This is a genomic window from Legionella impletisoli (assembly GCF_900639875.1).
Lineage (GTDB): Bacteria > Pseudomonadota > Gammaproteobacteria > Legionellales > Legionellaceae > Legionella_A > Legionella_A impletisoli.
Map to the genome: position 1 here is coordinate 116032 of NZ_CAAAIA010000002.1, position 26051 is coordinate 142082.

The window sequence follows — 26051 nt, forward strand, 5'->3', positions numbered from 1 at the left end:
CTATAACCATGCTGCTTTTGATTGATAATTATGATTCTTTCACCTATAACCTGGTTCAATACTTTCAATGTCTAAACCAACAGGTACTTGTTTATCCTCATGATCAAATTACACTAGAAAAAATTAAAGAATTATCACCAAAGCACCTGGTTATTTCCCCAGGGCCTAAATCTCCTCTGGAAGCTGGAATATCACTTTCGGTCATTCGCCATTTTTTTACTCAAATTCCAATTCTTGGTGTTTGTCTAGGACATCAATGTCTTGGGCATGCCTTTGGCGCACGAATTATTCAAGCACCCAAGATATTGCATGGAAAAACATCACCTATTTTTCATCATAAACAAGGCTTATTTCATGATTTACCGAATAATTTTCTAGCAACTCGTTATCATTCGTTAATCATTGAACCGGAAAGTCTCCCCGATTGTTTTTCTATTGATGCTTGGGCAAATGAAGTGATTATGGCAATTTCTCATCGCCAATATCCACTCTTTGGTCTACAATTTCATCCTGAAGCCATATTAACCGAATATGGCTTGCAACTCTTACAGCGGTTTCTAGAGCATGAACATTAAACACATTTTTGAACAACTCATAGAAGGTGAAAACTTAGATACCCCGCAAATGCAAAGCATTATGAAGCAATGCATGGATGGTGAACTAAGTGATGCACAATTGGCAGCGTTTCTAGCATTAATGCGTATGAAGGGTGAAACCGTAGAAGAATTAACGGCTGCGGCTTTAATCATGAAAGAATTTGCACATACCCTTTCTTTAGGAAATGACTTGGTGGATATAGTCGGTACGGGAGGAGACGGGCGAAATACATTTAACATTTCCACTATTAGCAGTTTTGTTGCCGCCGCCGCTGGGGCTAACGTTGCCAAACACGGCAACCGTTCAGTCTCGAGTCAAAGTGGTAGTGCTGATCTTCTAACTGAAGCAGGGTTTTCAATTGAACTATCCGATAAAGCCCTTGAAGAATGTTTTAAGCAATGTGGCATTGTGTTTTTGTTTGGTCCTCGTTTTCATCAAGGATTGCGACATGCACGCGAAGCGCGAGGGGCCTTAAAAATTAGAACGCTCTTTAATTTATTAGGTCCTCTATTAAATCCAGCGGAAGTAAAAAAACAAGTGGTTGGAGTTTATGCGAAATCCTGGTTAAGACCTATTGCAACGGTACTGGCAAACCTTGGCAGTGAGCACACCATGGTCATTCACTCTCGTGACGGTTTAGATGAAATCAGTATTGCAGAAGTAACCGACGTCGTTGAATATAAACAAGGACAATTTATTGAGTGGAGCATCGATCCGAAACGCTATCACCTTGACCATGCTCATTTAGATGACATTCTTGTTCATAGTCCTCTGGAAAGTCTTAACCTTGCTGAACAGGTTTTTTCCGGCGAAAAAGGCCCAGCCCGTGACATTGTATTGCTTAATTCTGCAGCTGTTCTTTATTGTGCTGATCTCTGCACTCATTTTGAAGAAGGGATCCAATTGGCCAAAGAAGCGATTGATAGTGGAAAAGCGAAAGCACGATTTAATGCATTAAAAGAACACACAAATAGGAACCTCAATGGCTAGTATTCTTTCCAAAATTGCTCTACATAAAAAACAAGAAGTTTTGTTCGCTAAAAATAAGCGTTCTCTTCCTAATCTGCTAGAATCTGAGCCTAAGTCCATTCGTGATTTCACAGGCTCATTGCAAAAAAAAAATCCAGCAATCATTGCTGAAATCAAGAAAGCCTCTCCAAGCAAAGGGATCCTACGAGAATCGTTTAACGTGTCTGAAATTGCACAAGCTTATGAAGCCAATGGCGCATGTTGCTTATCCATTTTAACGGACATTCATTTTTTCCAGGGACATCCAGACAATATCCAACTGGCTAAATCACAAACTGACTTACCTATTTTAAGAAAGGATTTTATTGTAGATGATTATCAGGTCTATGAAAGCCTAGCCTTAGGCGCTGATTGCATCTTGTTAATTGTCGCTTTATTGGATGATTATCAGCTCATGGATTATTGCCAATTAGCGAATGAGCTTAATCTAGCCGTTTTAGTCGAAAGCCACACCCATAAAGAATTAGAACGAGCATTAAATTTACCTACCCCTTTAATAGGAATTAATAATCGCAGTCTTCATAGCTTTGAAACCAACTTGAATCAAAGCATACAACTTCGTTCTTTCGTACCACAAGATAGAATATTAATCAGCGAAAGCGGTATTCAGTCTCATCAAGATATTGTTAATTTACAAGCACATGGAATCAATACGTTTTTGGTTGGCGAACAATTAATGCGAGCAAACAATATTGGTGAAGCTCTACGAGAGTTAATAGAAGGATAAAAAACATGACTATTCGTCTGAAAAGCCATTAAATAAATGACTAATCTTCAGAAACGGTGTACTCGTGTCAAATCAAGAATTGATCATCTATGCTAAATTAAAGATAATGTCCGCTTTTTTACAAAATTACCCTTTATGACAAAAAAACTAACACTAGCCTTACTTAAAAAAATCGTTGCCCAGGCAGAGTCCAATCAGTCAGGAGAGGTAGCGAATTATATTCCTGAGCTCGCAAACGTGAACAAAGAAACAACGGCTATCGCCGTGTACCCTATTCAAGGCGAACCCTTGCATTACAGCAATAGTCCTATTGTACCTGTCACCTTGCAAAGTACGGCAAAATTGATTCCTTTGATTGGTCTGCTCGAAGATTGCGGCCCAGAGCAAGTTTTTGAATGGGTTAAAGTGGAACCCTCCGGAGATGATTTTGCATCGATTACACGTCTGGAGCAATTTGGACCAAAGCCCTCAAATCCGATGTTGAATGCTGGTGCTATTTGCTTGTGCTCTCACATTCCTGGAGAAGGTGAACAACAATTTGCCTGGCTTGAAGGCTGGACTGAGAGGTTGTTTAATCGGCATTTAAGAATTAATCCTTTGGTGTTTGCTTCCGAGAAACGCACGGGCGATCGAAACCGTGCACTTGCCCATCTGCTTCACAGTCGTGGCAACTTAGGAAGTCGCGTCAAAGCAACATTGGATTTATATTTTTCCCTATGTTCGTATGAAGCCACCATTGAAGAAATGCTTTACTTACCTACCTTGCTTGCTAATCAGGGTAAAGATCCCAAAACAGGTAAGAAAGTTCTCTCACCCGAGACATGTAAAATTACGTTAGCCATTATGGCTACTTGTGGATTGTATGATGAAACAGGCACGCATATGGTGCAAACTGGAATGCCCGCAAAAAGCGGCGTATCCGGTTATACCGTGGCAGTGGTTCCAGGAAAAGCAGGTATTTGCGTATTAAGTCCAAGAGTCAATGCAAAAGGCAATAGCATACGAGGTGAAATTATGCTTGAACAGCTTTCCAGGCTCATGAATTGGCATTTCGCCATCCCCTAATTTTATATGTGCTTTCGCACAGCATTTATTCGTCTACTGAAGGATCTTCTGGAATTTTAACCGGTCTTGGTTCCGGTTTATCGATAGGTTCTGGCTCAGGAGTATTGGGCGGCATGGGCTCTACAGGTTCGGGTAAAGGAGGCGATTCTATCGGTGGTGGCTCAGGAATTTCATCGGGCATATCTGGTTTTTGAGTATAAATCATCAGGTGCTCCATGCTAAGTTAGTACGTATGGATGTATTTTTCTAAGTGCTCAATCGTTTTTGCTCTATCTTCAAGAAGATTATATAGAATATCTCCAATTGAAACGATGGCAACAATTTTTTCATCTTCTTCGATTAGAATATGACGACGCTTGGTAAGCGTCATGGCTTCCATGGCTTTTTCAATCGTATCGGTGATGCTAAGAATGGTAATATCAGCACACATGACCTCGGAAATCTTAGTTGTTTCGGGTGATAAGTCCTTGTATACGACAAACCGTATAATATCTCGCTCACTTAATACCCCGTAGAAGTCATCTTCATCTGCCACAACTAAAGCGCCAATATTTTCATGAACCATTAGTTCAACCCCTTGTTTGACAACAACATCAGGATATACCTTAACAATAGGTCTTCTTGGCTGTGGCAAAAGTGATCGTAAAATATGAGCCATGTTGCTCTCCTTAATCATCCAATGATTTTATAATCATTGTATTGATTAATTTTAGCACATAGCCATGGATTATTAATGACAAAAAAACTTGAAAAAGAGAATTAGTAGCGTTTATACCCGTGATCTTTCAAAATAAGCCCGTTCGATATCAGCAAAATTTGGATTTTTCTGATATCGAACGTACATTAATTAGCTAACCACTCTCCAAGACCCATCAGCTTGACGACAAGCTTTGCCATAAATTTGTTGGGTTTTACCACCAATTAACGCATTGGTCACGTATTCACGACAAGGCTGTTCATTGCTGTAGTAAGTTCTGGTTGGTTTAACACTGAACTGATTCCCGGTATCTGGGTTTTTCCAAGATACCGCCCTACCAGTTGGTGCAGTTTCTAAGGCGCGCTGCATTTCCATCCGGTCTTGGCGATCCATATATTGACCAATTTTGCCGCCAAGGAACGCTCCTAAAAGCGCACCACCTGCTGCTGCGGCTACCTTGCCTGAGCCGCCACCAAACTGGCTGCCTAATAATCCGCCGACAACGCCTCCTGTGACGGTACCAACTCCTTCATTCGTCACCTGGGCACAACCAGCTAAAAATATGGATAAAGACAATGAAGCTACAACTAACTTTTTCATTCTTTCACCTGTGTAAATGTTTATAAAAACGATAGGCATTCTAGCATCAAGGATATAATTTATCCATTAATTTAACATGTGTTCGCCAGAAAAATCATTTATGCCTATTGTGGTGCAAAACGAACATTATCCTGCACAAAAAACTAATCTTTGAACGAGATCCATTTAAAATAAGCCAGTTAATTTAGTGGATATTTCGCTGATGGGCATAAAAATATTTCATGACTCGATATATAACCACTCAAAGAGTATAGATAGATTCTATTTTGGATGAACCTAACGTCTTAGTTATATGCAGGTAAAACGAGTTTTCCATCATTGAAGTTTGATATCATCTCTTCCCAATTCTTTAATATCATACATTGCTCGATCTGCTACTTGTAATAAGTCCTTTAAGTTGTTTCCATCGGTAGGGTATCTACTGATGCCAATACTCGCTGTGATTCGGGATGAAATTCCATCAATTTTAATGGGTTTTGAAATACTTACTTGAAGAGATTTTGCGATTTTTAAGACTTCATTGCCATCTTTTAAGTCTTTAGCAATAATCACAAATTCATCTCCACCTGTTCTTGCAAGAATATCCGTGTCTCTTAATTTATTTTTCATACGCTTACTAATAATTCTAAGGATTTTATCCCCGACTAAATGACCATTTTTATCATTTATGTGCTTAAAATAATCTAGATCGATAAAATATATTCCACAAAATAAATGATTCGATAAGTTTTTTTTCATTTTTTTGAATGCAGCTTCTAAGGCTTTCCGATTTAGCAACCCCGTTAAAGGATCTTCATTCACCATTTTTTTTAGTTTTTCTTCGGCTTTTTTTTGATCATCAATGTTTTGAACTTGGGTGATAAAATATAAAGGCTCATTGGAGAATTGATCACGCGCCAGGGCCACGCTTAGCAAAATCCAGATTACTTTTCCATCTTTACGAATGTATCGTTTTTGAGTTTGAAAAGTTGAAATTTCTCCAGAAAGCATTTTTTGTTGGTGGATTAAATTCTTTTCTAAATCATCTGGGTAGGTAATCGTTTGGAAATCAAGTTGCAATAGCTCTTCTTCAGAGTAACGAAGCAAATGACATAACGACTTATTGACTTTTATCCATTGCCCTCCAGGAGCAACCAACCCCATCCCAATTGCTGCATATTCAAAAGATAATTGGAAGCGTTGTTCGCTTTCAAATAATGCCAAATTTAACTTTTCCAAAAGTTTTTTTTGGTAAGTCAATTTGTTTGCCAAATGTACTAATTTCTTATTTGTTTGAATGAGGTCTTCTTCTGTACTGGATGGACATTGCGCTTTAATTTTATCGGATTTTTTTTCCACTTTAACTCCCAGTTATACGATCCGTAACAAAAAAATCCTAGAGTGCGACTAAGGAAATTAGGAATTAGATTAAGCATCGATACATCATAAAAGTATAGGAGAGATTACGATGGTTGAGTTTAATCTTTGCAAAATCTTTACAAGATATCATTTAGATTAAGTACGAACCCGAGGAGCGACTTTACAAAGCAACTCATAAGCAATGGTATCTGCTTTTTTTGCAACGGTTTCAACAGGAATATGGCTTCCCCATAATTCTACCCGATCATTAACCTTTGCATTAGGGGACATGGTTAAATCAATGGTAAGCATATCCATTGAAATACGGCCTACGATCGGCACAATGTCTCCATTTATCCAAACTTCGCCACCATCGATATGTCTAGGATATCCATCACCGTAGCCAGCGGGAACAACGCCAATAATGGAGGGCTTAGGACTTTGCCAAGATGCACCATAGCCAATGGGCGAATAAGGAGGAAAGTGGTGAATAGCACTGATTGCTGAATTAAAATGCATCACAGGAAGTAACCCTATCTCTAGACCGATTTTATCGGGAAAAGGCGATATACCATAGAGCATAATTCCTGGTCTCACCACGTCGGCATGGCTTTCTGGTAGGGTTAAAATAGCGGCAGAATTCGCAATGCTACGGATATAATCTCCTTTGGGAAGAAGGAGCTGATTGAAAGCGTTCAATTGGGCTTGGTTTACCGGATTGCCAACTTCATCTGCACAGGCAAAATGCGACATTAACCCAATTTCCCGATGTACCCAAGGACACACTTGCAATATCTGCATAATGGAATGGATTTCATGAGGCTCAAACCCTAATCGATGCATGCCTGTATCCACTTTGACCCAAACTTTAACTGGCGCGGGTAAAGCTGTATTCACTAGCCATTTTAACTGATGGTGTTGGTGAATAACTATCTGAAAGTTATTTTGATAAACAGGCTTAAGTTCGTCTGAATTAAAAATACCTTGAAACAGAACACAATCTTTACGACTTCCTAAAGCACGAATTGATAATGCTTCTTCTAAGGATGCGACTCCAAAGGCATCGACATCTGATTCAAGTGCCGAAATTACAGATGCAATTCCACAACCATAGGCATTCGCCTTAACCATTGCAATGATCTTTCGACTCATGGCATGAGCTTTTACTTGCTTTAGGTTGTGGGTCAATGCTTTTTGATCAATATGGATTCGAGTTGGCCTCGTCACCTTAATCTACCCCTTGATAGCCAGTATATGCCAAATCTTCAAATCGAGTGTATTTACCAAGAAATGCGACTCGTACTTTGCCAATAGGACCGTTTCGTTGCTTAGCAATTATAATTTCCGCCGTACCTTTATCTGGGCTGTCTTCATTATAAACTTCATCCCGATAAATAAAGCAAATTAAGTCCGCATCCTGCTCGATTGCACCTGATTCTCGCAGATCAGACATGATGGGTCGCTTATCATGACGTTGTTCTAAACTTCGATTTAACTGAGATAAGGCAATAACGGGAACATCTAACTCCTTGGCTAGCGATTTTAAACTGCGTGAAATTTCTGAAATTTCTCCTGTACGATTATCTGCCTTAAAACCAGGTACTTTCATCAATTGAAGGTAGTCCACCACAATTAAACCAAGCTGTCCATGCTCCTTAGTGAGTCGCCTTGCACGTGCACGCATTTCAGCCGGGCTTAACCCAGGCGTATCATCAATAAATAAAGGAGCTTCTGAGAGCATATGAACAGAAGACGTGACTCTAGGCCAGTCATCATCATCTAATTTTCCCGTTCGAATTCGATGCTGATCAATCCGACCTAAGGAAGACATCATCCGCATGGCTAAGGAATCTGCTGGCATTTCCATTGAAAAAACTAAAACAGGCTTCAAAGCTTTTATGGCAGCATGCTCAGCCATATTCATGACTAGGGTTGTTTTACCCATAGAGGGACGACCTGCGACAATAATCAAATCAGACTTCTGTAATCCTGAGGTCATTTCATCTAAATCTTGTAAACCGGTAGGAAGCCCTGTAATGGTCTCATCGCTATGATAAAGTTCATCAATCCGTTCAACAGCACGAACTAAAATGGATTTAATGGCTTCTGGTCCACCTTCACTTGCGGTTTGCTCGGCAATGGCAAACACTTTGGTTTCAGCATAATCTAATAGCTCAGGCACCTCACGACCAAGTGGGTTATAAGCTGAATCAGCAATTTCATTTGCAACGTTAATGAGCTGGCGTTGAACAGATTTTTCGCGAACGATATCTGCATAAGCTGAAATATTCGCCACACTAGGTGTATTATTGGCTAACTCAAAAAGATACGCTTCTCCGCCAGCTTGATCCAGAACATCAAGACTTTTTAATGTATCGAGCAGGGTTACTACATCAAAAGGTTGGGTTTTACTCGCTAAGTCACTAATGGCACGATATAGAATACGGTGTTCAGTACGGTAAAAATCGGTTTCACACAACTTCGAACTAATTTTATCCCAAGCTTGATTTTCTAACATCACCCCGCCAATGATAGCTTGCTCTGCTTCAATGGAATGGGGCGGGCGCTTTAAAGGATCAGTAGATTGTTTACGTGTTTTGAGTTCGACCATGGTGCGTCTATAACAAGATTAAAGGGTCTATTTTATAGGGGATTGTAGTAAATGCAATGGGGTCAGGGGTCAGGGGTCAGGGGTCAGGGGTCAGGAGTCAGGAGTCAGGCTAGACCTGAAACCTGAAACCTGAAACCTGAAACCTGAAATCTGATACCTGATACCTGATTACTTACGAACCCAAACTTGGGTTCTACCTAACATAGACATACCGACGTATCCACGTACATACAATTTATTCCCTTTTACCGTAATCTTGGCGTTGTATATCTTGCCGGATTTAGGATCAAGAATTTTACCGCCAGTCCAGGTGCTCTCATTTTTTTTCTCTAATCCCCAGAGGAATTGTAATCCTTTAATGGGTTTATCTTTAAATTGACCAGGACATTTGCTGCATTTTCCGGTATCGCCCTCTTGTTTATAAACGTTAACAACGCTTCCCGTTAACTTCCCTCCAGACTCAGACAATCTCACTACCGAACGAGGCTTACCTGTTTTATCATCGATGGTTGTCCACAATCCTTCAACTGATGCCGCAAATGCAAAAGGAATATATAAAACAGTTAGAACAGCAATTAACAATCGGCGCCCAAATCTCATTGTAGTTCTCCATAGGTTGAATAGAAACCGTAGAAAAGAATATGTTAAGTAAGTAAGATTTGCAATGAGCCAACTCAGAGATTTTCCAAGCTTTCTCATCTCATGGCATAAGGTATGGAAGAAGAAATAGCCGTGAATTAGACCTATCCCAACGGTGCAAAAAAAGCTTCAATTTCTTGTTCTGTAAAACGCATTGTTCCTGCTGCTTTATTCGCTAAGATTCCTTCAACTAATTGGCGTTTATTTTCTTGCATCGTTAGTATAGCTTCTTCGACCGTTCCTGAAGTAATTAACTTATATACGAACACAGGATTCTCCTGACCAATGCGATGACTTCTGTCCGTAGCTTGGTCTTCAACCGCAGGGTTCCACCAAGGATCGTAATGAATGACCGTATCAGCCTGGGTTAAATTTAATCCCGTCCCCCCTGCTCTCAAACTGATCAAGAAGATAGATGCTTTTCCTTCTTGAAATTGTCTAACCAATTCCATTCGATTTTGCGTTTGACCCGTAAGTTTCAAATATTCATAGTGTTTCGCTTGTAGTGCTTGTTCAATTAAGGCAAGCATCGAGGTAAACTGCGAAAAAATCAAAACCCGCCTTCCTTCATCCATTAAATTTTCAAGAATTGTGAATAAAGCATCCATTTTTGCAGAATGTCCATAAGCCACCCTGGCTTCAGGTAGCGATAAAAGCCTGGGATCACAACAAACTTGTCTTAATTTCAATAACGCATCCAGCAAAATGATTTGGCTGCGGCCAATTCCTTGCGCGGCAATTGCATCGCGTACTTTTTTCTCCATCAACAAGCGAATGGCTTCATACAGATCACGTTGAGGCCCGGTTAATTCGATGGTATAGGTGGTTTCTGTTTTGGGAGGAAGCTCTTTTGCAACCAAGCCTTTTGTGCGACGCAATAAAAACGGTTGCAGCCTGGCCGCCAACAATTTCTGACGTTCAAGATCACCCTCTTTTTCAATTGGATTTTTGAAGTATTGACGAAACTGACGCACTGTTCCGAGTAAGCCAGGCATTAGAAAATTGAATAAGGACCACAACTCGCCTAGATGATTCTCTAACGGAGTCCCTGTCAAGCATAAACGGTGCTTCGCTTTAAGTTGTTGAATAATTTGCGTCGTTTTTGTCCGCGCGTTTTTGATAAATTGCGCTTCATCTAAAATAAGATAATAAAAGAAATAATTTAAAAATCTTGTCTTATCTCGCTGAATCAAACCGTACGTTGAAATCACCACATCATAATGGTGGAATTCATCTTCATGACGAGAAGAACCATGAAAAACCAACACTCGCAAGCCTGGTGTAAATCGTTTTGCTTCCTCGTACCAGTTTCCAACGAGACTTGTAGGAGCAATGATTAAACAAGCTTGGTTTAGCCGCCCTTGTTCTTTTTCTAATTGCAACAAAGTCAAAGTTTGTATGGTCTTTCCCAACCCCATATCATCTGCTAGAACACCACCAAATTGATTTTCGCGCAAACATGAAAGCCAATTTAGTCCTTGCTTTTGATAGGGGCGAAGCTTTGCGATTAAACCGTTAGGAAGGGGTACGTCAGGGATCTGATTTAAATTTGATAGCTGTAAAAGAGACTGTCGTAACGCGTTTGTTCCCATCCAACGCGAGGTGGTTACATCCAACGCCTGCTCAGCTTCTATCATTAATAGAAGCTGATGCGATTTGAGTTTAAGAGATTCTTCTGCTGAAGTAGCACAATAATGTAAAAGCAATTGTAGCAGCGGTTTTATACGTCCCATAGTGATTTTTAAACTTTTACCCTGAACCAAAGGCAATTTGAGTTCCATTTTGTCTGAAAGACTTTCTAAAGTCTTTGTATCCCATCGGCTGATTAAATCCACCACAATTGGAACGATATTCACCCTCTTTCCATCGATCAAAAGGCCTAATTGATAAGAGAAAAGCGATTGATTTGACGTATCTAAGGTTGAAAACCATTCAAAATCATCCGCTTCAAGAATTTTATCTTCCTTAAAATACGATGTAGTGGATGGAGTAGGTTGATTTTTGCCATTCAATTCTTTTGCTTGAATAGCAAGAAGAGCGGCTGCGGCATGGACGCAGTTTTTTTGAGTGGTGCAATTGCATAGAGCAGGAACTTTAGGCCAATTTTTTAAATCGATGTGGACATTATAAATCTGGTTTGAAGCGCCCTTAACCCGCGCTTTAATTAATCCATCACTCAAACGGACATTCAACACAAACCCATGAGTCTGATATTCGTGGCTCTGGCTTAAAACGAAAGGAGAAAAGACTTCCGCCATGCGTGATATTGCAGTGTTCAACATGCTATAACCTGGGGTTTGGCCAAATGCTCTAAAGCCTTAGGGAATGAAAATCTCATATCTTCATTGACAAAAGGATCTATATTACCAAATTTTTACTTGTTTTTCAGTAAAACCATGCGCTAGCGCTTAAGTTTGGTATACAATGCATTATTTTCAAATGTCCTTTTATAAAATTAGACTATGCAAAACCGTTTAAACGTGTTGATGGCCCAAATTAACCCAACCGTCGGTGCCATTACTGAAAATACTAATAAAATAATTGACTGTATTCATAAAAATCAGAAAGAACATGATCTCATTGTATTTCCCGAGCTTGCTTTAACCGGTTATCCACCTGAAGATTTGCTACTTCGAGGGGAGCTATTTCAACGCATTGAAGAGGCACTAAAACGAATCCAGAATCATACTAAAGCGTGTTTTGTTATCGTAGGTCATCCTTCAAAAGAACATGATCTTTGTTATAACTCCGCTACCATTTTTCATAATCAAACCCAATTAAAACGCTATCATAAACAAACGTTGCCCAACTACGGTGTGTTTGATGAAAAACGTTATTTTTCAGCTGGAAAGCCAGATGTTTGTATCTTCAACGTTAAAAACTATCATATTGCACTATGCATTTGCGAAGATCTATGGAGCGAAGGTCCAATTGAACGAAATATAAAAGAAGGTTGTGATATTCTACTTTGTATTAATGCATCTCCCTTTGATTATGAAAAATATGATCGTCGCAAAAAATTAGTTCAAAAATATGCCCAAAAAGGCCCTATTATAATTTATGTAAACCAAGTGGGTGGCCAAGATGAACTGGTTTTTGATGGACAATCGTTTGCGATGAACCCTAACGGTGAGATTACCGCCCTTGCTCCAGCGTTTAAGGAAACCTACTCTACCGTTACGATTGAAGGTCAAAACGTTAACGGCGCAATATCCCCGCTTCTGCCAGAAGAAGCATTAATTTATGAGGCGCTGGTATGTGGCCTTAAGGATTACATTCATAAAAATCATTTTCCCGGGGTGATTCTTGGATTATCAGGAGGAATTGATTCTGCACTCACACTAGCCATCGCAGTGGATAGCTTAGGTAAAGAACGAGTACACGCCGTGATGATGCCTTCACGATTTACCGCTTCGATGAGTTCTGAAGATGCGTTAAAGCAATTAAATGATATGGGAGTTTCATACACCACACTACCCATTGAAAATACCTTTAAGGTCATTCTGGAGACGTTAGCCCCTTCATTTCAAGGGTTAAAAAAAGATACGACCGAAGAAAATATTCAAGCAAGAATTCGTGGGCTTTTCCTAATGGCTTTATCCAATAAAACGGGAAACATGGTGTTAACCACAAGCAATAAAAGCGAAACCGCCGTTGGGTATTCTACTATATACGGGGATATGGTTGGTGGACTTGCCGTTTTAAAAGATGTTTATAAAACCCAAATCTATAAACTGGCGCGATACCGAAACAAGCAATCTCATGTGATTCCTGAGCGTGTTTTAGTAAGACCTCCGTCCGCTGAACTTTCCGAAAATCAAACCGATCAAGACACATTGCCAGAATATGATATTCTAGATGCCATTGTAACGCTCTATATGGAACAAAATAAAAGCGCTGAAGACATTATAACCAAAGGCTATCCATCGGAGGTGGTTTACCGGATTATAAAGATGATTAAACAAAATGAATACAAACGCCGCCAATCAGCTCCTGGGATCAAAATCACCCCACGTTCGTTTGACCGCGACTGGCGATACCCCATCACGAATCATTTTTAGCGCTTAGTAAGCATACTTACCTTTGCCCCAGCTCTTACTAGTCCTTAGTGAAACTGAACTTCAAAAGAGAATAACAATTCCCGCCCCGAAAGTTCAGTGCAGGCAAGGTCTATCTTAGAGTTGGGCAGGAATTATTAAGAGGGAACTTTAAGCTTGCAAAAAAAAGCCAAATCGATAACATTGAGGTAATAAAAAAATAATAAACAAGGAGTGTCATGCGAATCGCTTTAATCTCTGCGGCTATAATAGCAAATACTGCTGCGGGAGCCGCAACACCAATTGATGGGTTATATTCCAGCGTATTTGGTGGATATACTTATATACCAAACAATATCAGCGTTACAAGCCAGGGTTTAACTCGCACGGATGCAGACTATCAAAGTGGGTTTAACGCAGGTGGCAGCATTGGGTTTAAAAGCAACCCCCTTCGTTATGAGGGCCAACTGACTTATTTGTCAGCCAATTTAAATAAATTCAGAGTAAACGGCACTGAGCAAACTGGTGTAGCTGGATATTCTAATGCCATTTTAGCCATGGCAAACGTTTATTATGATATCCCTCCAATTCTTGAACCTATCCAGCCGTTTTTAGGCGTGGGCTTAGGTTACGCTTGGGTTCATGCAAAATTAAAAAGCTCAGGTCCAGGAGCGACTACGGCTTACGAAGGATCTAATAGTGTGTTTGCTTATCAGGCATTGGGTGGATTAACTTATAATTTTGCTGAAAATTATGCCTTAAATCTTGGCTATCGCTACGTCGGAACAGAACGCCCTGATGACCTAGGGAAAGTCTTTCAAGCGCATCTAGCGTATTTGGAAGTAGTCTATCGCTTTAATGAAGTTTTCTATAAGTAAAGGATTTAATGTTATGAAGCAGTATGGTTTGTTTGGCGTGGCCTTATTATCTCTAAGCACCTCCACAGCGCTTGCAGTAAATCCAATGAATGGGTTATATGCTGGTGTTATCTTAGGTGGAAGTTATGCTCCGAAGGGAACCATTAATTTCAACGCCCCAGTAACTCCTAATAGTACTTCCTGTTCCAGTAGTGCTTCTTGTACCCCAGCCAGCGGGACATTAGCATATAGTGGTTATGGAAATATTGGGGGTCAAATTGGAGGCCGGTATAATCAGTTCCGTGTTGAGCTGGAGCCAGTAGTGAACTATAACCCCTACCAAAAAATCACAGTTGGCACGACCAAATATACCAGTCCTAAATCTAGTACCGCATTGCGCTTGAAAGGCAGCACGACCACTGCGGCTTTGATGCTCAATGCCTTTTATGACTTCTACACTCCCCAAAGCCAAACTGACTTCGTTCCTTATGTAGGGGCAGGCATTGGTTATGCAAATGTAGATAACAGCATTCAATTTTACTGTAATAACGTGACAATCCCCTGCACGCAACTTTCGGAAAGCACGCATTCTGCTGCTGTACAGGGAATTGTCGGAGCGGCCTATTTTATGGATGATTTCACCTGGTTTGGGTTAGATTATCGTTATATTACTACTCAAAAAGTGAATATCATGACCTCTCGAGTTGAAGTCCATACCATTAATTTATCATTTAACGGCATGTTTTATTGTGCTTAAGCAGAGTTCGTATGCGCTATAAAATTTTACCGTCTATTCTTTCCGCAGATATGATGCATTTGGCTGATGAAGTCCATGCGGTGATTAAAGGCGGAGCTGACATGATTCATTTTGATGTAATGGATAATCACTATGTTCCGAATCTAACGTTTGGTCCTATCATTTGCAAACAAATGAGACAACAGTTTAAAACGATTCCTATTGATGTTCATTTAATGGTTTCGCCAGTCGATGAACTGATTCAAGAATTTGCAAAAGTGGGTGCAACGCGACTCAGTATCCACCCTGACGCAACCATTCACCTGGATCGCAGTTTACAACAGATAAAGGAAATGGGCTGCGAAGCGGGCTTGGTTTTAAACCCATCAACCTCCATAGATTGGTTAACTTGGTGTGCCCATCGACTCGATTTTGTTTTAGTGATGACGGTAAATCCAGGTTTTGGTGGCCAAAATCTTATTCCCGAGGTCATTGATAAAATCAAAACGATTCATGACACCTATCCTAATTTACCAATCGGTGTGGATGGGGGAATTAGTAAAAAAAATATTGCTCAACTTGCTGCTGCGGGTGCTAGCCAGTTTGTTGCAGGTTCTGCTATATTTAATACAACCGATTATGCGAGCACCATCCAAGATCTTCGTGCACAACTGAATGGTGTTTAATACACAACCCTACTTATCCTCAAATCATGAAGAAATTTTTTTTACTCCTAATTACCTTAGGTTTAATGTCGTTTGCCTATGCAAGTTCAGGTGAAGCTTATCTTCAAAAATTTCAAACTTATACAGAATTAAGTGAGCACTTAAGCAGTACACCATCCGAAGCCTTCTTTACTTTTATTCAAGACGACTCCCCGTTAGCAAATAAATTACGCGCGAAATGGCTATACAAGTTAGCCAAAGAGAAAAACTGGTCTTTATTTAACGAGTATTATAAACCAACGGATGATTTAGAATTGCAATGCTATTATTGGACTGCACGCTATCATCTTGGGCATACCGGTGAGGCTTTATCAGCAGCGAAACCCCTTTGGCTTTCCGGTCAATCGCAACCTTCGGCATGTAATGGATTATTTGATCAACTTTTAACCCATGACAAAAATCGAGAACAACTTATCAGCCAAAGGATTACGTTAGCGTTACAAAAGCGGAATTTATCGTTAGCTCGCTATCTTTTGAAGCAACTCAATCCTCCTCGCCTAAAAGATGTCGATCTCTTAAATAAAATTTATCAAAAACCTTCTGAAATCGTTAAACTTGAAACAGGTGAGCTCCATGATGATTATTATTTGTATGGCCTAAAGCGCATGGTCTCAACCAATATGGACCAAGCGATTAAATATTGGAAGCACGTCAAAACCAAAAAATTACTCAGCCAAGCACAGCAACAAGAATTTCTCGCGCACGTTGCATTGTATAAAGCGATGAGAAATCATAAGGACGCCCCTTTCTGGTTTGCAGAGGTAAAACCAGAGTTTTACACCGACGTCTTACTTGATTGGCAAATACGATTCGCCCTCAAAACGCATCATTGGAAAAAAGTTGAGCGTCTTATTCGACTCGCAAATGAGCCGGATAATTTGTCCTGGCAATACTGGCTTGCCCGCTCTTTAGAAGCACAGGGAAAAAAATTTGAAGCGAATAAACTCTACAACCAACTGGCTAAAAATAGAAACTATTATGGGTTTCTAGCCAGTATACGCTTAAAAAAACCATTTACCTTTGAGCATGAGCGCACCAATACAAATCTTGAAGTGCTCACACCATATAAACCATTCATTGAACAAATTCGTGTGCTGTACTCATCTAACCAAATACTTCAAGCATCAAGAATGCTTAATGATTTTGTGCTTGAGCTGCCCAAAGAAGAGCGCAGTACTTTGGCTTACTGGCTAGCACAAGATTTAAAGTGGCATGATAAAGCATTGTATTTAAGTAACAATGATGAGCTAACGAATCATCTAACCTTGCGATTCCCGCTCGCCTATCACAAAACTATTGCCAAATACGCCAATCACTATCAACTTTCTAAAGAGTTTATCTATGCGATTATTCGACAAGAAAGTACGTTTCGCGAAAACGTAGTATCGAGTGCTGGCGCGCATGGTTTAATGCAAGTGTTACCTAAAACAGCAAAAAACATTGCAAACCAACAAAAAATTCCTTATCAGGGAGAAAAACAATTATTTTCACCCCCCACCAACATCCATATAGGATCGGCCTATTTACAATATTTAAGTAAGCGTTTTAATCAGCACCCCCTATTAATGGCCGCAGCCTATAACGCAGGTCCAAGTCAAGTTCTTTATTGGTTAAAACACCATCCTCCAAAACAAATTGATATCTGGATTGAGACCTTACCCTGGCATGAAACTCGCAATTATTTGAAAAACGTCATGGCCTTTTTTGCAGTTTATCAATATCGCATGAAAGAAAAGCCGGATTTGAGTGAGTTTATGAAACCATTTTAAGGTGCACTAGGAGCATAAGTTTGGATAATGAGCCAATACTCTCAAAAATCATATCGAATGTTTAATAATGGTTTTGATTAGGCGCCTGTTAATTGGCTAACTTACCAAGCAGAAAATATTTTGGCACTCAATGAAGTTAAACCCAAAGCATCAGCTGATTATTTAAGATAATAAGTGCTGTCTGCCATCCTAGTGGCAGACAGAATGGAGCTTAATTAGATAATCAGAATATAGAGCGCACCAGCTCCACGTAATACTTGCACTAAGAGTTGCTTGTTATTTTCTTTTGCCGCTAACTGCAAATCATTCATTGATTTCGTGGATTTATTATTTGCAGCAATAATGACATCTCCTGGCCGCAATCCAGCTCTCCAGCCAGCACTAGCTTCTGCAGCCCCAACGACCTGTACCCCTTTAATATGACCATGTAATGGAGAATCCTGATCAAAGTCGGTTAAGGCCAATCCAAAAAGAAAAGGATTTTTGGATTGTAGCTCCTGCTCATGTTTTTTCATATCCGTCACGATGACTTTAAACGTAAGATCTTTATCCTTACGTTTCACTTTAATCGTTGCCGTACTGCCTACACGAAGCAAACTAACGGTGGTCTTAACCTGAGAAGCTTGGGTGATTTTAGTATCATTAATTTGTGTGATGACATCACCTGCTCTTAATCCAGCAGATTCTGCAGGAGAGTTCTCATTGACTTGTGAAACGAGTGCACCTTTAAACTCTTCAGGATATCCCATAGCTTGGGCAAGCTCTGGGGTCAAATGCTGTACAAAAATTCCCATTAGTCCACGATGAACTGAACCGAATTTGATGATTTGCTGAGCGACATCCTTTGCCATATTAATAGGAATTGCAAAACCAATCCCGACATTACCGCCATACAAGGAGATAATCGCGGTATTAATTCCCACTAACTCGCCCTTTGTATTCACCAGTGCCCCTCCAGAGTTACCTGGATTAATGGCAGCATCCGTCTGAATGAAGTTTTCAATTCCTTCAATATTTAAATCGCTACGCTTCATTGCGCTAACAATTCCAAAGGTCGCTGATTGGCTATTACCGGTGCTATTTAAACCAAAAGGATTTCCAATGGCTACCACAAAATCACCAACTTCAAGTTGATCCGAATCCCCAATAGGTAAACTTTTTAAGTTTTTAGCGTCCACTTTAAGCACAGCAACATCCGTCGCGCTATCGCCCCCAATTAACTTCGCTTTTAGCCGGCGGCCATCATTTAACGTGACGGTAATCAGATTGGCGTTACGGATCACATGGTCGTTGGTCAGTATGATCCCATTTTTAGGATCAATAACTACTCCTGAACCAATACTTTGAAACTTTCTTGGTTTTTCAATGCCTGGCTGTGGAGGACGTTCGGACTTTTCATCCTCTTCTGACATTGGCAAATTGCTTGGTATAATTCCCTGCACCGCCACGTTCACAATCGCTGGCATCGTTGCATCCAAAACGGGTGCTAACGTTGGTAATAAAGGCGCATCTTTTTGTGCAAAGACAAGTGAAGTTACGCTTAATAGAAAAATCCCAAATATTGATCGCAATCTATAAAACATTGTCATTTATCCTGTTTAAACCAAATTAAAGTAGCCATTCTACCTGTTTCACCATCCCTGCGATATGAATAGAAATGCTTGTCATCTTCCTTGGTGCAAGCCCCTGAAGTATATACCGCATTTAATCCTTGCTCTGACATAATGAGTTTAGCGAGCAACGGCAAATCAGCATACCAGCGACCTCCTTGCTGATTAAATCCTTTTCTCATATTCGGATAGGCTCTTGCAAAAGCAGCCATTACATCCTCACCTACTTCATAACAAACACCACATATGGAAGGGCCAATCCAGGCAATTAAAGCAGCAGGTTGATTATTCATTTTCTTTAAGGTGTTCTCAATGACACCATCAGCCAACCCCCTCCAACCCGCATGGATGGTGGCAATTTCTGTACCCTTACGATCACAAAGTAGAATAGGAAGGCAATCCGCTGTCATCACCGCTAATGGTCGTTTTGCATCGCGAGTAACGGCAGCATCTGCTGTTCGAGAATCGTCCTTTTCAACAACCACACAGTCATTGGTGTGTTGTTGATTTAACCATTCTGGTTCACTTGGCAAATTGAGTTCTTGAATTAGATTAGCTCGATTGGCTCGAACATATTCTGGGTTATCTCCCACATGAAGCGCCATGTTATTACTATCATAAGGAGAATGGCTTTCTCCACCTATTCTTGTTGTTGTTAAAGCACCAATATGTGCTGGTGCCGGCCATTCAGGTATTATATGATTCATCGCTTGCATCCATTTTTGATAGTAACTGCTCAAAATCATCCGGCAATGTAATGGTGAATGTCAACTCTTCATGTGAAATTGGATGTAAAAGGGACAATGAATAGGCATGTAACGCTTGACATTTGAATTGTTGTAAAGCGATTTTCAAGGAACTAGAAACACCAGCAGGAATTCGCGCACGTCCCCCATATAATGGATCACCGACAATAGGATGATTTAAATGCGACATATGAACCCTGATTTGATGCGTCCGACCGGTTAGTAATTTAATATCTAGCAATGAAAAATGATCAAAATGGTGTTTCACTTTATACTCGGTAATCGCTTCTTTACCTTGGTTGGTTACAGCCATTTTCAAGCGATTTCTTGGGTGTCGGCCATAAAAGGTAACAAGCCGACCTCCTGCCATGACATGACCATGGACTAATGCTAAATAGTTTCTTTGGATTTCGCGAGCCTGCATTTGTCGAATCAAAGCCGTATAAGCAGGCAAGGTTTTAGCCACAATTAGGAGCCCGGTGGTATCTTTGTCAAGCCGATGAATAATACCAGCTCTTGGTAAATGCTGAAGTAGCGCATCATGATGAATGAGTGCATTAACCAATGTGGAATTAGGATTTCCAGCACCAGGATGAACCACTAATCCTCTGGGTTTATTCACAATCAACAAATGCTCATCTTCAAACACGATATTAAGCGGGATATCTTCCGCATCAAATGATTCGTCAATTCGCGCCAATTGAGCCTGAATTTTAACCAATTCACCACCTTTTAACTTTTCTTTAGGCTTTAGCAGTCGGTCATCAAACGTCACAAGCCCCTCTTTTAACCATTGAGTCAGTTGTGATCGGGAAAACTCTGAAAATAGTGCAGCAAGGACAACGTCGGCGCGTTGTCCGTGAAATTCGAAAGGAACTATGGCTTCTTTATTAACAGTTTCACTCATTAACGATTAATCGACCTCGTAGAGAGTTCGGTTGTGCTTCTGTGATGATTACTTCAGCAAATTGACCGATTAAGTTAGGATTTCCATCAAAATTAACCACGCGATTGCACTCAGTACGTCCTGCTAATTGCAGCGCTCGCTTTTTAGAATGACCGGTCACAAGAATGCGTTGGTTGGTGCCAACCATAGATTCACTATATCGACCAGCTTGAAGTAATAAACGCTCCTGCAAAATTTTAAGTCGTTCTTTCTTAACTTCCATCGGCGTATCATCTGGTAAATTCGCAGCAGGCGTTCCAGGGCGCGCGCTGTAAATAAAACTAAATGAAGTATCGAATCCTATATCATGAACCAAGTTCATCGTGTCTTCAAAATCTTTATCTGTTTCACCGGGAAAACCAACAATAATATCTGTAGATAAACGAATGTCAGGACGAACGTTCCGAAGCTTTCTAATTTTGGATTTATATTCCATGACAGTATATCCACGCTTCATCATGGCAAGTATGCGATCAGAACCACTTTGAACAGGTAAGTGCAAATGATTAGCAAGTTCAGGGACCTCAGAATAAGCATTTATCAAGTTATCTGAAAAAGCAACCGGATGCGACGTGGTGTAGCGAATTCTATCGACCCCATTAATTGCAGCAAGATAATGAATCAGTAACGCTAGATCGGCGATATCTCCGTTATGCATTTCGCCGCGATAATCATTAACATTTTGTCCAAGAAGATTAATTTCTCGCACACCTTGTTCTGCTAACTGATAGCACTCGGCCAACACATCATCAAAGGGGCGACTGATTTCTTCACCGCGAGTATATGGAACAACACAATAACTGCAATATTTACTACAACCTTCCATAATGGAAACAAAAGCTATTGGTCCTTCTGCGCGAGGGGCTGGCAAATGATCAAATTTCTCAATCTCGGGGAACGAAATATCAACCACGGGTTTTTTTGAACTCAATCGTTCTTCAAGCATCGCAGGCAAACGATGCAGTGTTTGTGGACCAAATACCAAATCAACAAATGGGGCTCTTTTAATGATGTCTGAACCTTCTTGGCTAGCGACACAACCGCCAACTCCAATGACTACATGAGGATTTTTCTGTTTGTAATCACGCCATTGGCCCAATTGAGAAAAAACTTTTTCTTGTGCCTTTTCACGAATCGAACAGGTATTGAGCAAAATAACATCCGCTTCTTCAACATTATTTGTCTTTTCAAGTCCGTGTGAGTTCAATAATACTTCTGCCATTTTAGATGAATCATACTCATTCATCTGGCAGCCATTGGTTTTGATATAGAGTTTTTTAGTCATAATGCTTAATACAAAAGGTTATTCAGTTATGTTAATTGATCATCAACGCCAACCTTCGAGGTTGTTCAATGACGGTAACGTTTATTCGTTTTCTTCAACATTTTTACAATAAGTTTCACGTATTAAGGGAAGAATCAGTAATGAGATGAGCATCCCCACTGGCAGTAAGGCCAAACCAAGATGATAGGCTTCCATGGGATAAACGCGAACCCCATTCGCCACTTTACCACTCCAAAACAAATCAAGTATATAACCAATGATTGGCTGAGCGACAGCAATTCCTATCATATTCATCATATTCATGAAGCTCAATCCAGTCGCAACATATCGCTGACTGCATAATTCTTTGGCTACTGCAAATGCAGGTAAAAAACCTGCTGAAAATACGCCAAATAAAAACAAAAGAGATTGCATCATGGCGCCCGATTTAATGGGGGCAAAAATAAATAACGTACTACAGATGCAAGCACCAATACTGCCGAAATATAACGGTGGCTTACGACGACCAATACGTCCCGAATAAATACCCCACAAAGGACTTGCAATAGCCCAACCTACGAATACTAAAGAAATGTAGTTCGCAGCTGTAGCTTTCGCCAAATCCATTTTGAACATTAAAAATGGTACACCCCAGAGCCCACAAAAAACGGGAGTAGCCATATACATTAATCCACCATACGTTGCAATCAACCACAGTTGCTTGTTTTTAATCAACGTGAATAAACTTTTCAACAATGGCTCTTCATCGCTATTCTGTAAGGGTTGTGCGGCATAATTTCTTCGCTCGTCTTTGGGTACATCTCGGGCTATAAAAAAGATCAAAAAAGCCAAAGCAATCCCAATGCTTCCCATAATCACCATGCTGTCACGCCAACCATAGTTATCAATGAGTATCGCTAAGGGAGCTTCACCACCAATTGCACCCAACATGCCGATCGTCACCATAATCCCTGTTAAGAGGGCGAATCGCTCAGAAGGAAACCAGTTGGCTGCTAACTTCATAGCGCCAATCGCTGCAAATGCTGAACCAAAACCAATCATCAGCCTTGCTACACAAGCCATATAAAAGCTGTTAGTTAATCCAAATGCGATGGTACTCACTGCGCAAATGGCCGTTGCAATGGTAAGCAACTTTCTAGGACCGAAGTAATCTAGCAATAACCCACCTGGCAATTGCATTGCTGCATATGAATAAAAGTAAACTCCGGATAAAATTCCTAGCGTATGGCTTGTGACCGCAAAATCACGCATCAACTCATGACTCATCACACTCGGTGATACTTGTAATAAACACTCATAAAAGTAAAAAAGGCAACCAAGACCCCAAACAATCCAAGGCATAAACGTTTTAAATGAAAAAACTTCCGCTGCAGCAGATTGAGGTGGGTTACTATAAGCCATATTGAAACTCCAATCGATTAAAGCTAAGAGCTATTGATATGCAATGAGATAGCTCTACATCCAAAACTTACAAGTGAACATAAAATGTTATCAGCTTGTTTAGTATTTGTCTATTACTGAGTAAGTAACTGTGTTGGGGACAAATAGAATTGTCCGGATCCGTAGCACATGAATTGTCCGCTTTGTTATAACAGATTAGCTATTCATTAATCAACCAATCTGACAAAAGACGAAGCGGCGAAATTGACGCTCACAACGTCCCCGCGCCTCAGGTGAATAGGCTGGAATCATGCTAATACCTAACTGATGTAGCCCCCGCCTAACCTGTGTAAATTGGGTTTTATTGACAAGCCCGTCCGCTTCTGGTGTATGCCAGTAGTGGCTTCCTCGGTCAGTATAGAGCGAGCAAAATATACCTTGCTTTTCTATAGTTTCTTTGATGCCACGAAAACTACTATCTGTGCCTTCTTCTTCAACAAAAAACATGGAGTAATGTTCACTATCTGCATCATCAAATGTAATGATTAAATCCCATGAAACTCCCCGTATCCATTGGTGCGTACTACCATCTTGATGAATCATCATGCCTTTTGCGGGAACCCTTACACGGCGTTTGCGATGAGGGCCTTTTTTAGATGTTTTCTCAACCAAACCCGCATTTTGCAACGTTGTTTTAAGCCATGTGTAACTTCTTGTGCCTTTATGTATCCGCCAATAAAAACTGGCAAAATGTTTAACATTCCATCCAAAATATTTTTTGCTATAAAGCTCTGTTACCTCCATAACCTCATTTACTGGGGCTTTACGATGCGAGATTTGACTCCACCGAGCATCCACGAGACCTTCAAGACCTTGCTCTTTATAATCCACTAAATAACGGCGAAAAGTTCTATCCGATACACCTAATAATCGCGCCGCCTCTTCCTGAGTGAACCTCTTTTCTTGCCAACCTTGATAGGCTTCTTCAAAACGATACATCAATAGCTCCTGTAGCAATTTTGTCCGTTTCATGAGTACCTCCTTGGTATCTACCAAGATGTACCATAAAACCGGACAATTCATTTGCTACAGATCCGGACAAGTCATTAATCCGCGACACAAAATAAATACTAACTTGTTAATAATAGTTCATTATGATAAAATCATAAACTCCTTAATCAAATACATTGCATTTTAGAGGTGTTTACTATGTCAGGTAAAGAATTTAAAGCGCGTGAAGCGCAACTGTTGAAATTAAAGGCTAAATTGCTTGAGTTAAAAGCTAGGGGGCTTGAATTACCAGACCCCAAGGAAGATAAAAATAATATTATTGAATACGCCCAAATGGTGTTTACCCAACTGCAGCAACTGCACTATGCTGACATAAATGCACAAAATCCTGAATTAATTAATTGTATTATCGCTACCTTAGAGCTGCTAGTTAAAATTGATAATAACGATGAGCTTAGCAAATTATTACCTAACTACCTACAACTGGCGCACAAATTGATGGAGGAAGGAAAAAAAGAGGAAACGGCTACCGGGAAAAGCCTCATAAAATATTTAAGCTTGGCCATGATAGTGTTAGGAGTTGCTTTGATTGGTGTGTCTTTAGGTTTTGGTGTGGCTCTTGCCCTAGGACTATTTACCAAAACATGGATTGTTCCTGCCATGGCTTCTCGCGGGATGATTGATATTGGCGCAGTTATTTTTAATGGGCTCTTCGCCGGCGCGCACAGTAGTACACCTCTGTATCCTTATTTAATATCAGCATTTAGTTTTCTTGCTGGGATCACAGCTGCTTTTGGTGGAATCTTCATAAACAATGAAATGAAGCAAAACGCGAAAGCCAAATCCCAACTCGGCAGCAATATGATAAGATTGCATGGTATGTTTGCGAAGAAAGACGAGCCTGTACCTGATGCCCACCCCATCATAAAAGAGGATGAATCAGCAAAACCATCAGAACGTATTTAACATGTAATATGATTAACTATTCTAAGCAGCTGTTCCCCAAAAACTGAGTTCGTCAAAATTTCTAAGGGCTGTACCATTCAAATTGATGAGGAAAAACTTGAGAAGGATGCCTTATTCGATGGTTTTTGGGGGTTGAGAACGAATATTAAAAATGCAGTGCCAACTGAAGTACTTGGGCACTATCGGGGTCTTTGGCAGGTTGAGCAAACGTTCAGAATTGCTAAATCTAACTTGGAAATTAGGCCGGTATTCCACTATACACCACGACGAATCAGGGCGCATTTTCTGCTTTGTTTTATGGCTCTTGCATTGATACGATTCGTCGAATTCACATTAAAAACTAACCAAATCTATCTACCAGCAGACCAGCTATCTCTCTTACTTCATCGTATGCGAAAGGTGCGAGTGATTAATAAAGACAATCAATACTTTGAAATCCTTGAAGACCCTCCAAATGAACTCATTCCTGTGTACCAATCCTTAAACATTAAGTGGCATAAAAAATTCCAATATCTTCCTTATTTGAAAGAACGGTTGGAAAAGATAATTGTGTCTCTTTTGAGAATTTAAAATTACAGATTCCCAAAGATGAACACCGATGTCATTACATAAGAGCGAAGGTCCGTGTACATCGTTACTTCAGCGACGAACTGGCGATTTTCCACGGCCCTCGCAAACTC

24 protein-coding genes and 1 pseudogene are annotated in these 26051 nt (G+C 40.3%); 11 read left to right on the forward strand and 14 right to left on the reverse strand.

Annotation, left to right across the window (positions count from 1 at the left end; genetic code table 11):
• Positions 1–8: 8 nt before the first annotated feature.
• From E1O41_RS02795 to glsA, 4 genes are all read left to right on the forward strand, one after another.
• Entirely contained in the window at positions 9–575 is a 567-nt protein-coding gene (locus E1O41_RS02795) for an anthranilate synthase component II (RefSeq protein ID WP_131775800.1), read from the forward strand.
• Positions 565–1587, forward strand: a complete 1023-nt coding sequence (trpD, locus tag E1O41_RS02800; RefSeq protein ID WP_131775801.1) for an anthranilate phosphoribosyltransferase — start codon at positions 565–567, stop codon at positions 1585–1587. The genes E1O41_RS02795 and trpD overlap by 11 nt, the downstream gene beginning before the upstream one ends.
• Entirely contained in the window at positions 1580–2353 is a 774-nt protein-coding gene (gene trpC, locus E1O41_RS02805; RefSeq protein ID WP_131775802.1) for an indole-3-glycerol phosphate synthase TrpC, read from the forward strand. Before trpD ends, trpC begins: the two co-directional genes overlap by 8 nt.
• A gap of 135 nt (positions 2354–2488) precedes the next feature.
• Positions 2489–3418: a glutaminase A gene (gene glsA / locus E1O41_RS02810; RefSeq protein WP_131775803.1), complete on the forward strand. Its 930-nt coding sequence runs from the start codon at positions 2489–2491 to the stop codon at positions 3416–3418.
• 25 nt (positions 3419–3443) lie between these two features.
• Here the strand turns inward: glsA and E1O41_RS02815 are convergent, their stop codons facing one another.
• The 8 genes and pseudogenes from E1O41_RS02815 to E1O41_RS02850 form a co-directional block, all read right to left on the reverse strand.
• Positions 3444–3623, reverse strand: a complete 180-nt coding sequence (locus E1O41_RS02815) for a hypothetical protein (RefSeq protein ID WP_131775804.1) — start codon at positions 3621–3623, stop codon at positions 3444–3446.
• A gap of 18 nt (positions 3624–3641) precedes the next feature.
• Positions 3642–4076, reverse strand: a complete 435-nt coding sequence (locus E1O41_RS02820) for a CBS domain-containing protein (RefSeq protein ID WP_131775805.1) — start codon at positions 4074–4076, stop codon at positions 3642–3644.
• A gap of 189 nt (positions 4077–4265) precedes the next feature.
• Positions 4266–4715 (reverse strand): RT0821/Lpp0805 family surface protein, encoded by a 450-nt coding sequence (locus tag E1O41_RS02825; RefSeq protein WP_131775806.1) that lies wholly within the window; start codon positions 4713–4715, stop codon positions 4266–4268.
• A 315-nt stretch (positions 4716–5030) separates the two neighbouring features.
• A complete protein-coding gene (locus E1O41_RS02830) occupies positions 5031–6053 on the reverse strand; it encodes a GGDEF domain-containing protein (RefSeq protein ID WP_165481083.1) in 1023 nt (340 codons plus the stop codon).
• A 156-nt stretch (positions 6054–6209) separates the two neighbouring features.
• Positions 6210–7280: an alanine racemase gene (gene alr, locus E1O41_RS02835; RefSeq protein WP_131775808.1), complete on the reverse strand. Its 1071-nt coding sequence runs from the start codon at positions 7278–7280 to the stop codon at positions 6210–6212.
• Position 7281: 1 nt separating this feature from the next.
• Positions 7282–8664, reverse strand: coding sequence for a replicative DNA helicase (dnaB, locus tag E1O41_RS02840; RefSeq protein ID WP_131775809.1), 1383 nt, complete (start codon positions 8662–8664; stop codon positions 7282–7284).
• 168 nt (positions 8665–8832) lie between these two features.
• Positions 8833–9264 carry a DUF2147 domain-containing protein gene (locus E1O41_RS02845; protein ID WP_131775810.1) on the reverse strand — a complete coding sequence of 144 codons (432 nt, stop codon included), beginning with the start codon at positions 9262–9264 and terminating at the stop codon, positions 8833–8835.
• Between the two features lie 143 nt (positions 9265–9407).
• Positions 9408–11261: pseudogene (locus E1O41_RS02850) on the reverse strand (DEAD/DEAH box helicase); the annotation flags it as partial.
• A 504-nt stretch (positions 11262–11765) separates the two neighbouring features.
• Here E1O41_RS02850 and E1O41_RS02855 point away from each other — a divergent pair.
• From E1O41_RS02855 to E1O41_RS02875, 5 genes are all read left to right on the forward strand, one after another.
• Positions 11766–13364 (forward strand): NAD+ synthase, encoded by a 1599-nt coding sequence (locus E1O41_RS02855; RefSeq protein WP_131775812.1) that lies wholly within the window; start codon positions 11766–11768, stop codon positions 13362–13364.
• Positions 13365–13579: 215 nt separating this feature from the next.
• Positions 13580–14218, forward strand: a complete 639-nt coding sequence (locus E1O41_RS02860) for an outer membrane protein (RefSeq protein WP_131775813.1) — start codon at positions 13580–13582, stop codon at positions 14216–14218.
• Between the two features lie 13 nt (positions 14219–14231).
• On the forward strand, positions 14232–14954 hold the full coding sequence (locus E1O41_RS02865; RefSeq protein WP_165481084.1) for an outer membrane protein: 723 nt from the start codon (positions 14232–14234) through the stop codon (positions 14952–14954).
• Positions 14955–14965: 11 nt separating this feature from the next.
• Positions 14966–15619 carry a ribulose-phosphate 3-epimerase gene (gene rpe / locus E1O41_RS02870; protein ID WP_131775815.1) on the forward strand — a complete coding sequence of 218 codons (654 nt, stop codon included), beginning with the start codon at positions 14966–14968 and terminating at the stop codon, positions 15617–15619.
• 26 nt (positions 15620–15645) lie between these two features.
• Entirely contained in the window at positions 15646–17427 is a 1782-nt protein-coding gene (locus E1O41_RS02875) for a transglycosylase SLT domain-containing protein (protein ID WP_131775816.1), read from the forward strand.
• A 215-nt stretch (positions 17428–17642) separates the two neighbouring features.
• Here the strand turns inward: E1O41_RS02875 and E1O41_RS02880 are convergent, their stop codons facing one another.
• The 6 genes from E1O41_RS02880 to E1O41_RS02905 all read right to left on the reverse strand — a co-directional run bounded on the left by E1O41_RS02880 (position 17643) and on the right by E1O41_RS02905 (position 24426).
• On the reverse strand, positions 17643–19010 hold the full coding sequence (locus tag E1O41_RS02880; protein ID WP_131776020.1) for a Do family serine endopeptidase: 1368 nt from the start codon (positions 19008–19010) through the stop codon (positions 17643–17645).
• A gap of 2 nt (positions 19011–19012) precedes the next feature.
• Positions 19013–19744, reverse strand: a complete 732-nt coding sequence (gene pgeF, locus E1O41_RS02885; RefSeq protein WP_131775817.1) for a peptidoglycan editing factor PgeF — start codon at positions 19742–19744, stop codon at positions 19013–19015.
• Positions 19725–20690: a 23S rRNA pseudouridine(1911/1915/1917) synthase RluD gene (gene rluD, locus E1O41_RS02890; protein WP_131775818.1), complete on the reverse strand. Its 966-nt coding sequence runs from the start codon at positions 20688–20690 to the stop codon at positions 19725–19727. The genes pgeF and rluD overlap by 20 nt, the downstream gene beginning before the upstream one ends.
• Positions 20683–22014: a tRNA (N6-isopentenyl adenosine(37)-C2)-methylthiotransferase MiaB gene (gene miaB / locus E1O41_RS02895; RefSeq protein WP_131775819.1), complete on the reverse strand. Its 1332-nt coding sequence runs from the start codon at positions 22012–22014 to the stop codon at positions 20683–20685. The genes rluD and miaB overlap by 8 nt, the downstream gene beginning before the upstream one ends.
• An 81-nt stretch (positions 22015–22095) precedes the next feature.
• Positions 22096–23415, reverse strand: a complete 1320-nt coding sequence (locus E1O41_RS02900; RefSeq protein ID WP_131775820.1) for an MFS transporter — start codon at positions 23413–23415, stop codon at positions 22096–22098.
• 210 nt (positions 23416–23625) lie between these two features.
• Complete coding sequence (locus E1O41_RS02905) at positions 23626–24426, reverse strand: helix-turn-helix domain-containing protein (protein WP_131775821.1); 801 nt, start codon at positions 24424–24426, stop codon at positions 23626–23628.
• Positions 24427–24603: 177 nt separating this feature from the next.
• On the opposite strand from E1O41_RS02905, the gene E1O41_RS02910 reads away from it, so the two are divergent.
• Together E1O41_RS02910 and E1O41_RS02915 are read left to right on the forward strand one after the other, a co-directional pair.
• Complete coding sequence (locus tag E1O41_RS02910) at positions 24604–25371, forward strand: hypothetical protein (protein WP_131775822.1); 768 nt, start codon at positions 24604–24606, stop codon at positions 25369–25371.
• Between the two features lie 18 nt (positions 25372–25389).
• Positions 25390–25941 carry an IS1634 family transposase gene (locus tag E1O41_RS02915; protein ID WP_131775823.1) on the forward strand — a complete coding sequence of 184 codons (552 nt, stop codon included), beginning with the start codon at positions 25390–25392 and terminating at the stop codon, positions 25939–25941.
• Positions 25942–26051 lie beyond the last annotated feature (110 nt).

Excerpts from the sequence above, each read along its gene's own strand:
- dnaB (WP_131775809.1), bottom strand. The coding sequence starts at position 8,664 with ATGGTCGAACTCAAAACACGTAAACAATCTACTGATCCTTTAAAGCGC.
- E1O41_RS02880 (WP_131776020.1), bottom strand. The coding sequence starts at position 19,010 with ATGTTTTATAGATTGCGATCAATATTTGGGATTTTTCTATTAAGCGTA.
- glsA (WP_131775803.1), top strand. The coding sequence starts at position 2,489 with ATGACAAAAAAACTAACACTAGCCTTACTTAAAAAAATCGTTGCCCAG.
- E1O41_RS02815 (WP_131775804.1), bottom strand. The coding sequence starts at position 3,623 with ATGATTTATACTCAAAAACCAGATATGCCCGATGAAATTCCTGAGCCA.
- rpe (WP_131775815.1), top strand. The coding sequence starts at position 14,966 with ATGCGCTATAAAATTTTACCGTCTATTCTTTCCGCAGATATGATGCAT.
- E1O41_RS02795 (WP_131775800.1), top strand. The coding sequence starts at position 9 with ATGCTGCTTTTGATTGATAATTATGATTCTTTCACCTATAACCTGGTT.
- E1O41_RS02825 (WP_131775806.1), bottom strand. The coding sequence starts at position 4,715 with ATGAAAAAGTTAGTTGTAGCTTCATTGTCTTTATCCATATTTTTAGCT.
- E1O41_RS02855 (WP_131775812.1), top strand. The coding sequence starts at position 11,766 with ATGCAAAACCGTTTAAACGTGTTGATGGCCCAAATTAACCCAACCGTC.
- E1O41_RS02905 (WP_131775821.1), bottom strand. The coding sequence starts at position 24,426 with ATGAAACGGACAAAATTGCTACAGGAGCTATTGATGTATCGTTTTGAA.
- rluD (WP_131775818.1), bottom strand. The coding sequence starts at position 20,690 with ATGAGTGAAACTGTTAATAAAGAAGCCATAGTTCCTTTCGAATTTCAC.
- E1O41_RS02820 (WP_131775805.1), bottom strand. The coding sequence starts at position 4,076 with ATGGCTCATATTTTACGATCACTTTTGCCACAGCCAAGAAGACCTATT.
- E1O41_RS02910 (WP_131775822.1), top strand. The coding sequence starts at position 24,604 with ATGTCAGGTAAAGAATTTAAAGCGCGTGAAGCGCAACTGTTGAAATTA.
- trpD (WP_131775801.1), top strand. The coding sequence starts at position 565 with ATGAACATTAAACACATTTTTGAACAACTCATAGAAGGTGAAAACTTA.
- trpC (WP_131775802.1), top strand. The coding sequence starts at position 1,580 with ATGGCTAGTATTCTTTCCAAAATTGCTCTACATAAAAAACAAGAAGTT.
- E1O41_RS02875 (WP_131775816.1), top strand. The coding sequence starts at position 15,646 with ATGAAGAAATTTTTTTTACTCCTAATTACCTTAGGTTTAATGTCGTTT.
- E1O41_RS02845 (WP_131775810.1), bottom strand. The coding sequence starts at position 9,264 with ATGAGATTTGGGCGCCGATTGTTAATTGCTGTTCTAACTGTTTTATAT.
- E1O41_RS02865 (WP_165481084.1), top strand. The coding sequence starts at position 14,232 with ATGAAGCAGTATGGTTTGTTTGGCGTGGCCTTATTATCTCTAAGCACC.
- E1O41_RS02900 (WP_131775820.1), bottom strand. The coding sequence starts at position 23,415 with ATGGCTTATAGTAACCCACCTCAATCTGCTGCAGCGGAAGTTTTTTCA.
- pgeF (WP_131775817.1), bottom strand. The coding sequence starts at position 19,744 with ATGAATCATATAATACCTGAATGGCCGGCACCAGCACATATTGGTGCT.
- miaB (WP_131775819.1), bottom strand. The coding sequence starts at position 22,014 with ATGACTAAAAAACTCTATATCAAAACCAATGGCTGCCAGATGAATGAG.
- E1O41_RS02860 (WP_131775813.1), top strand. The coding sequence starts at position 13,580 with ATGCGAATCGCTTTAATCTCTGCGGCTATAATAGCAAATACTGCTGCG.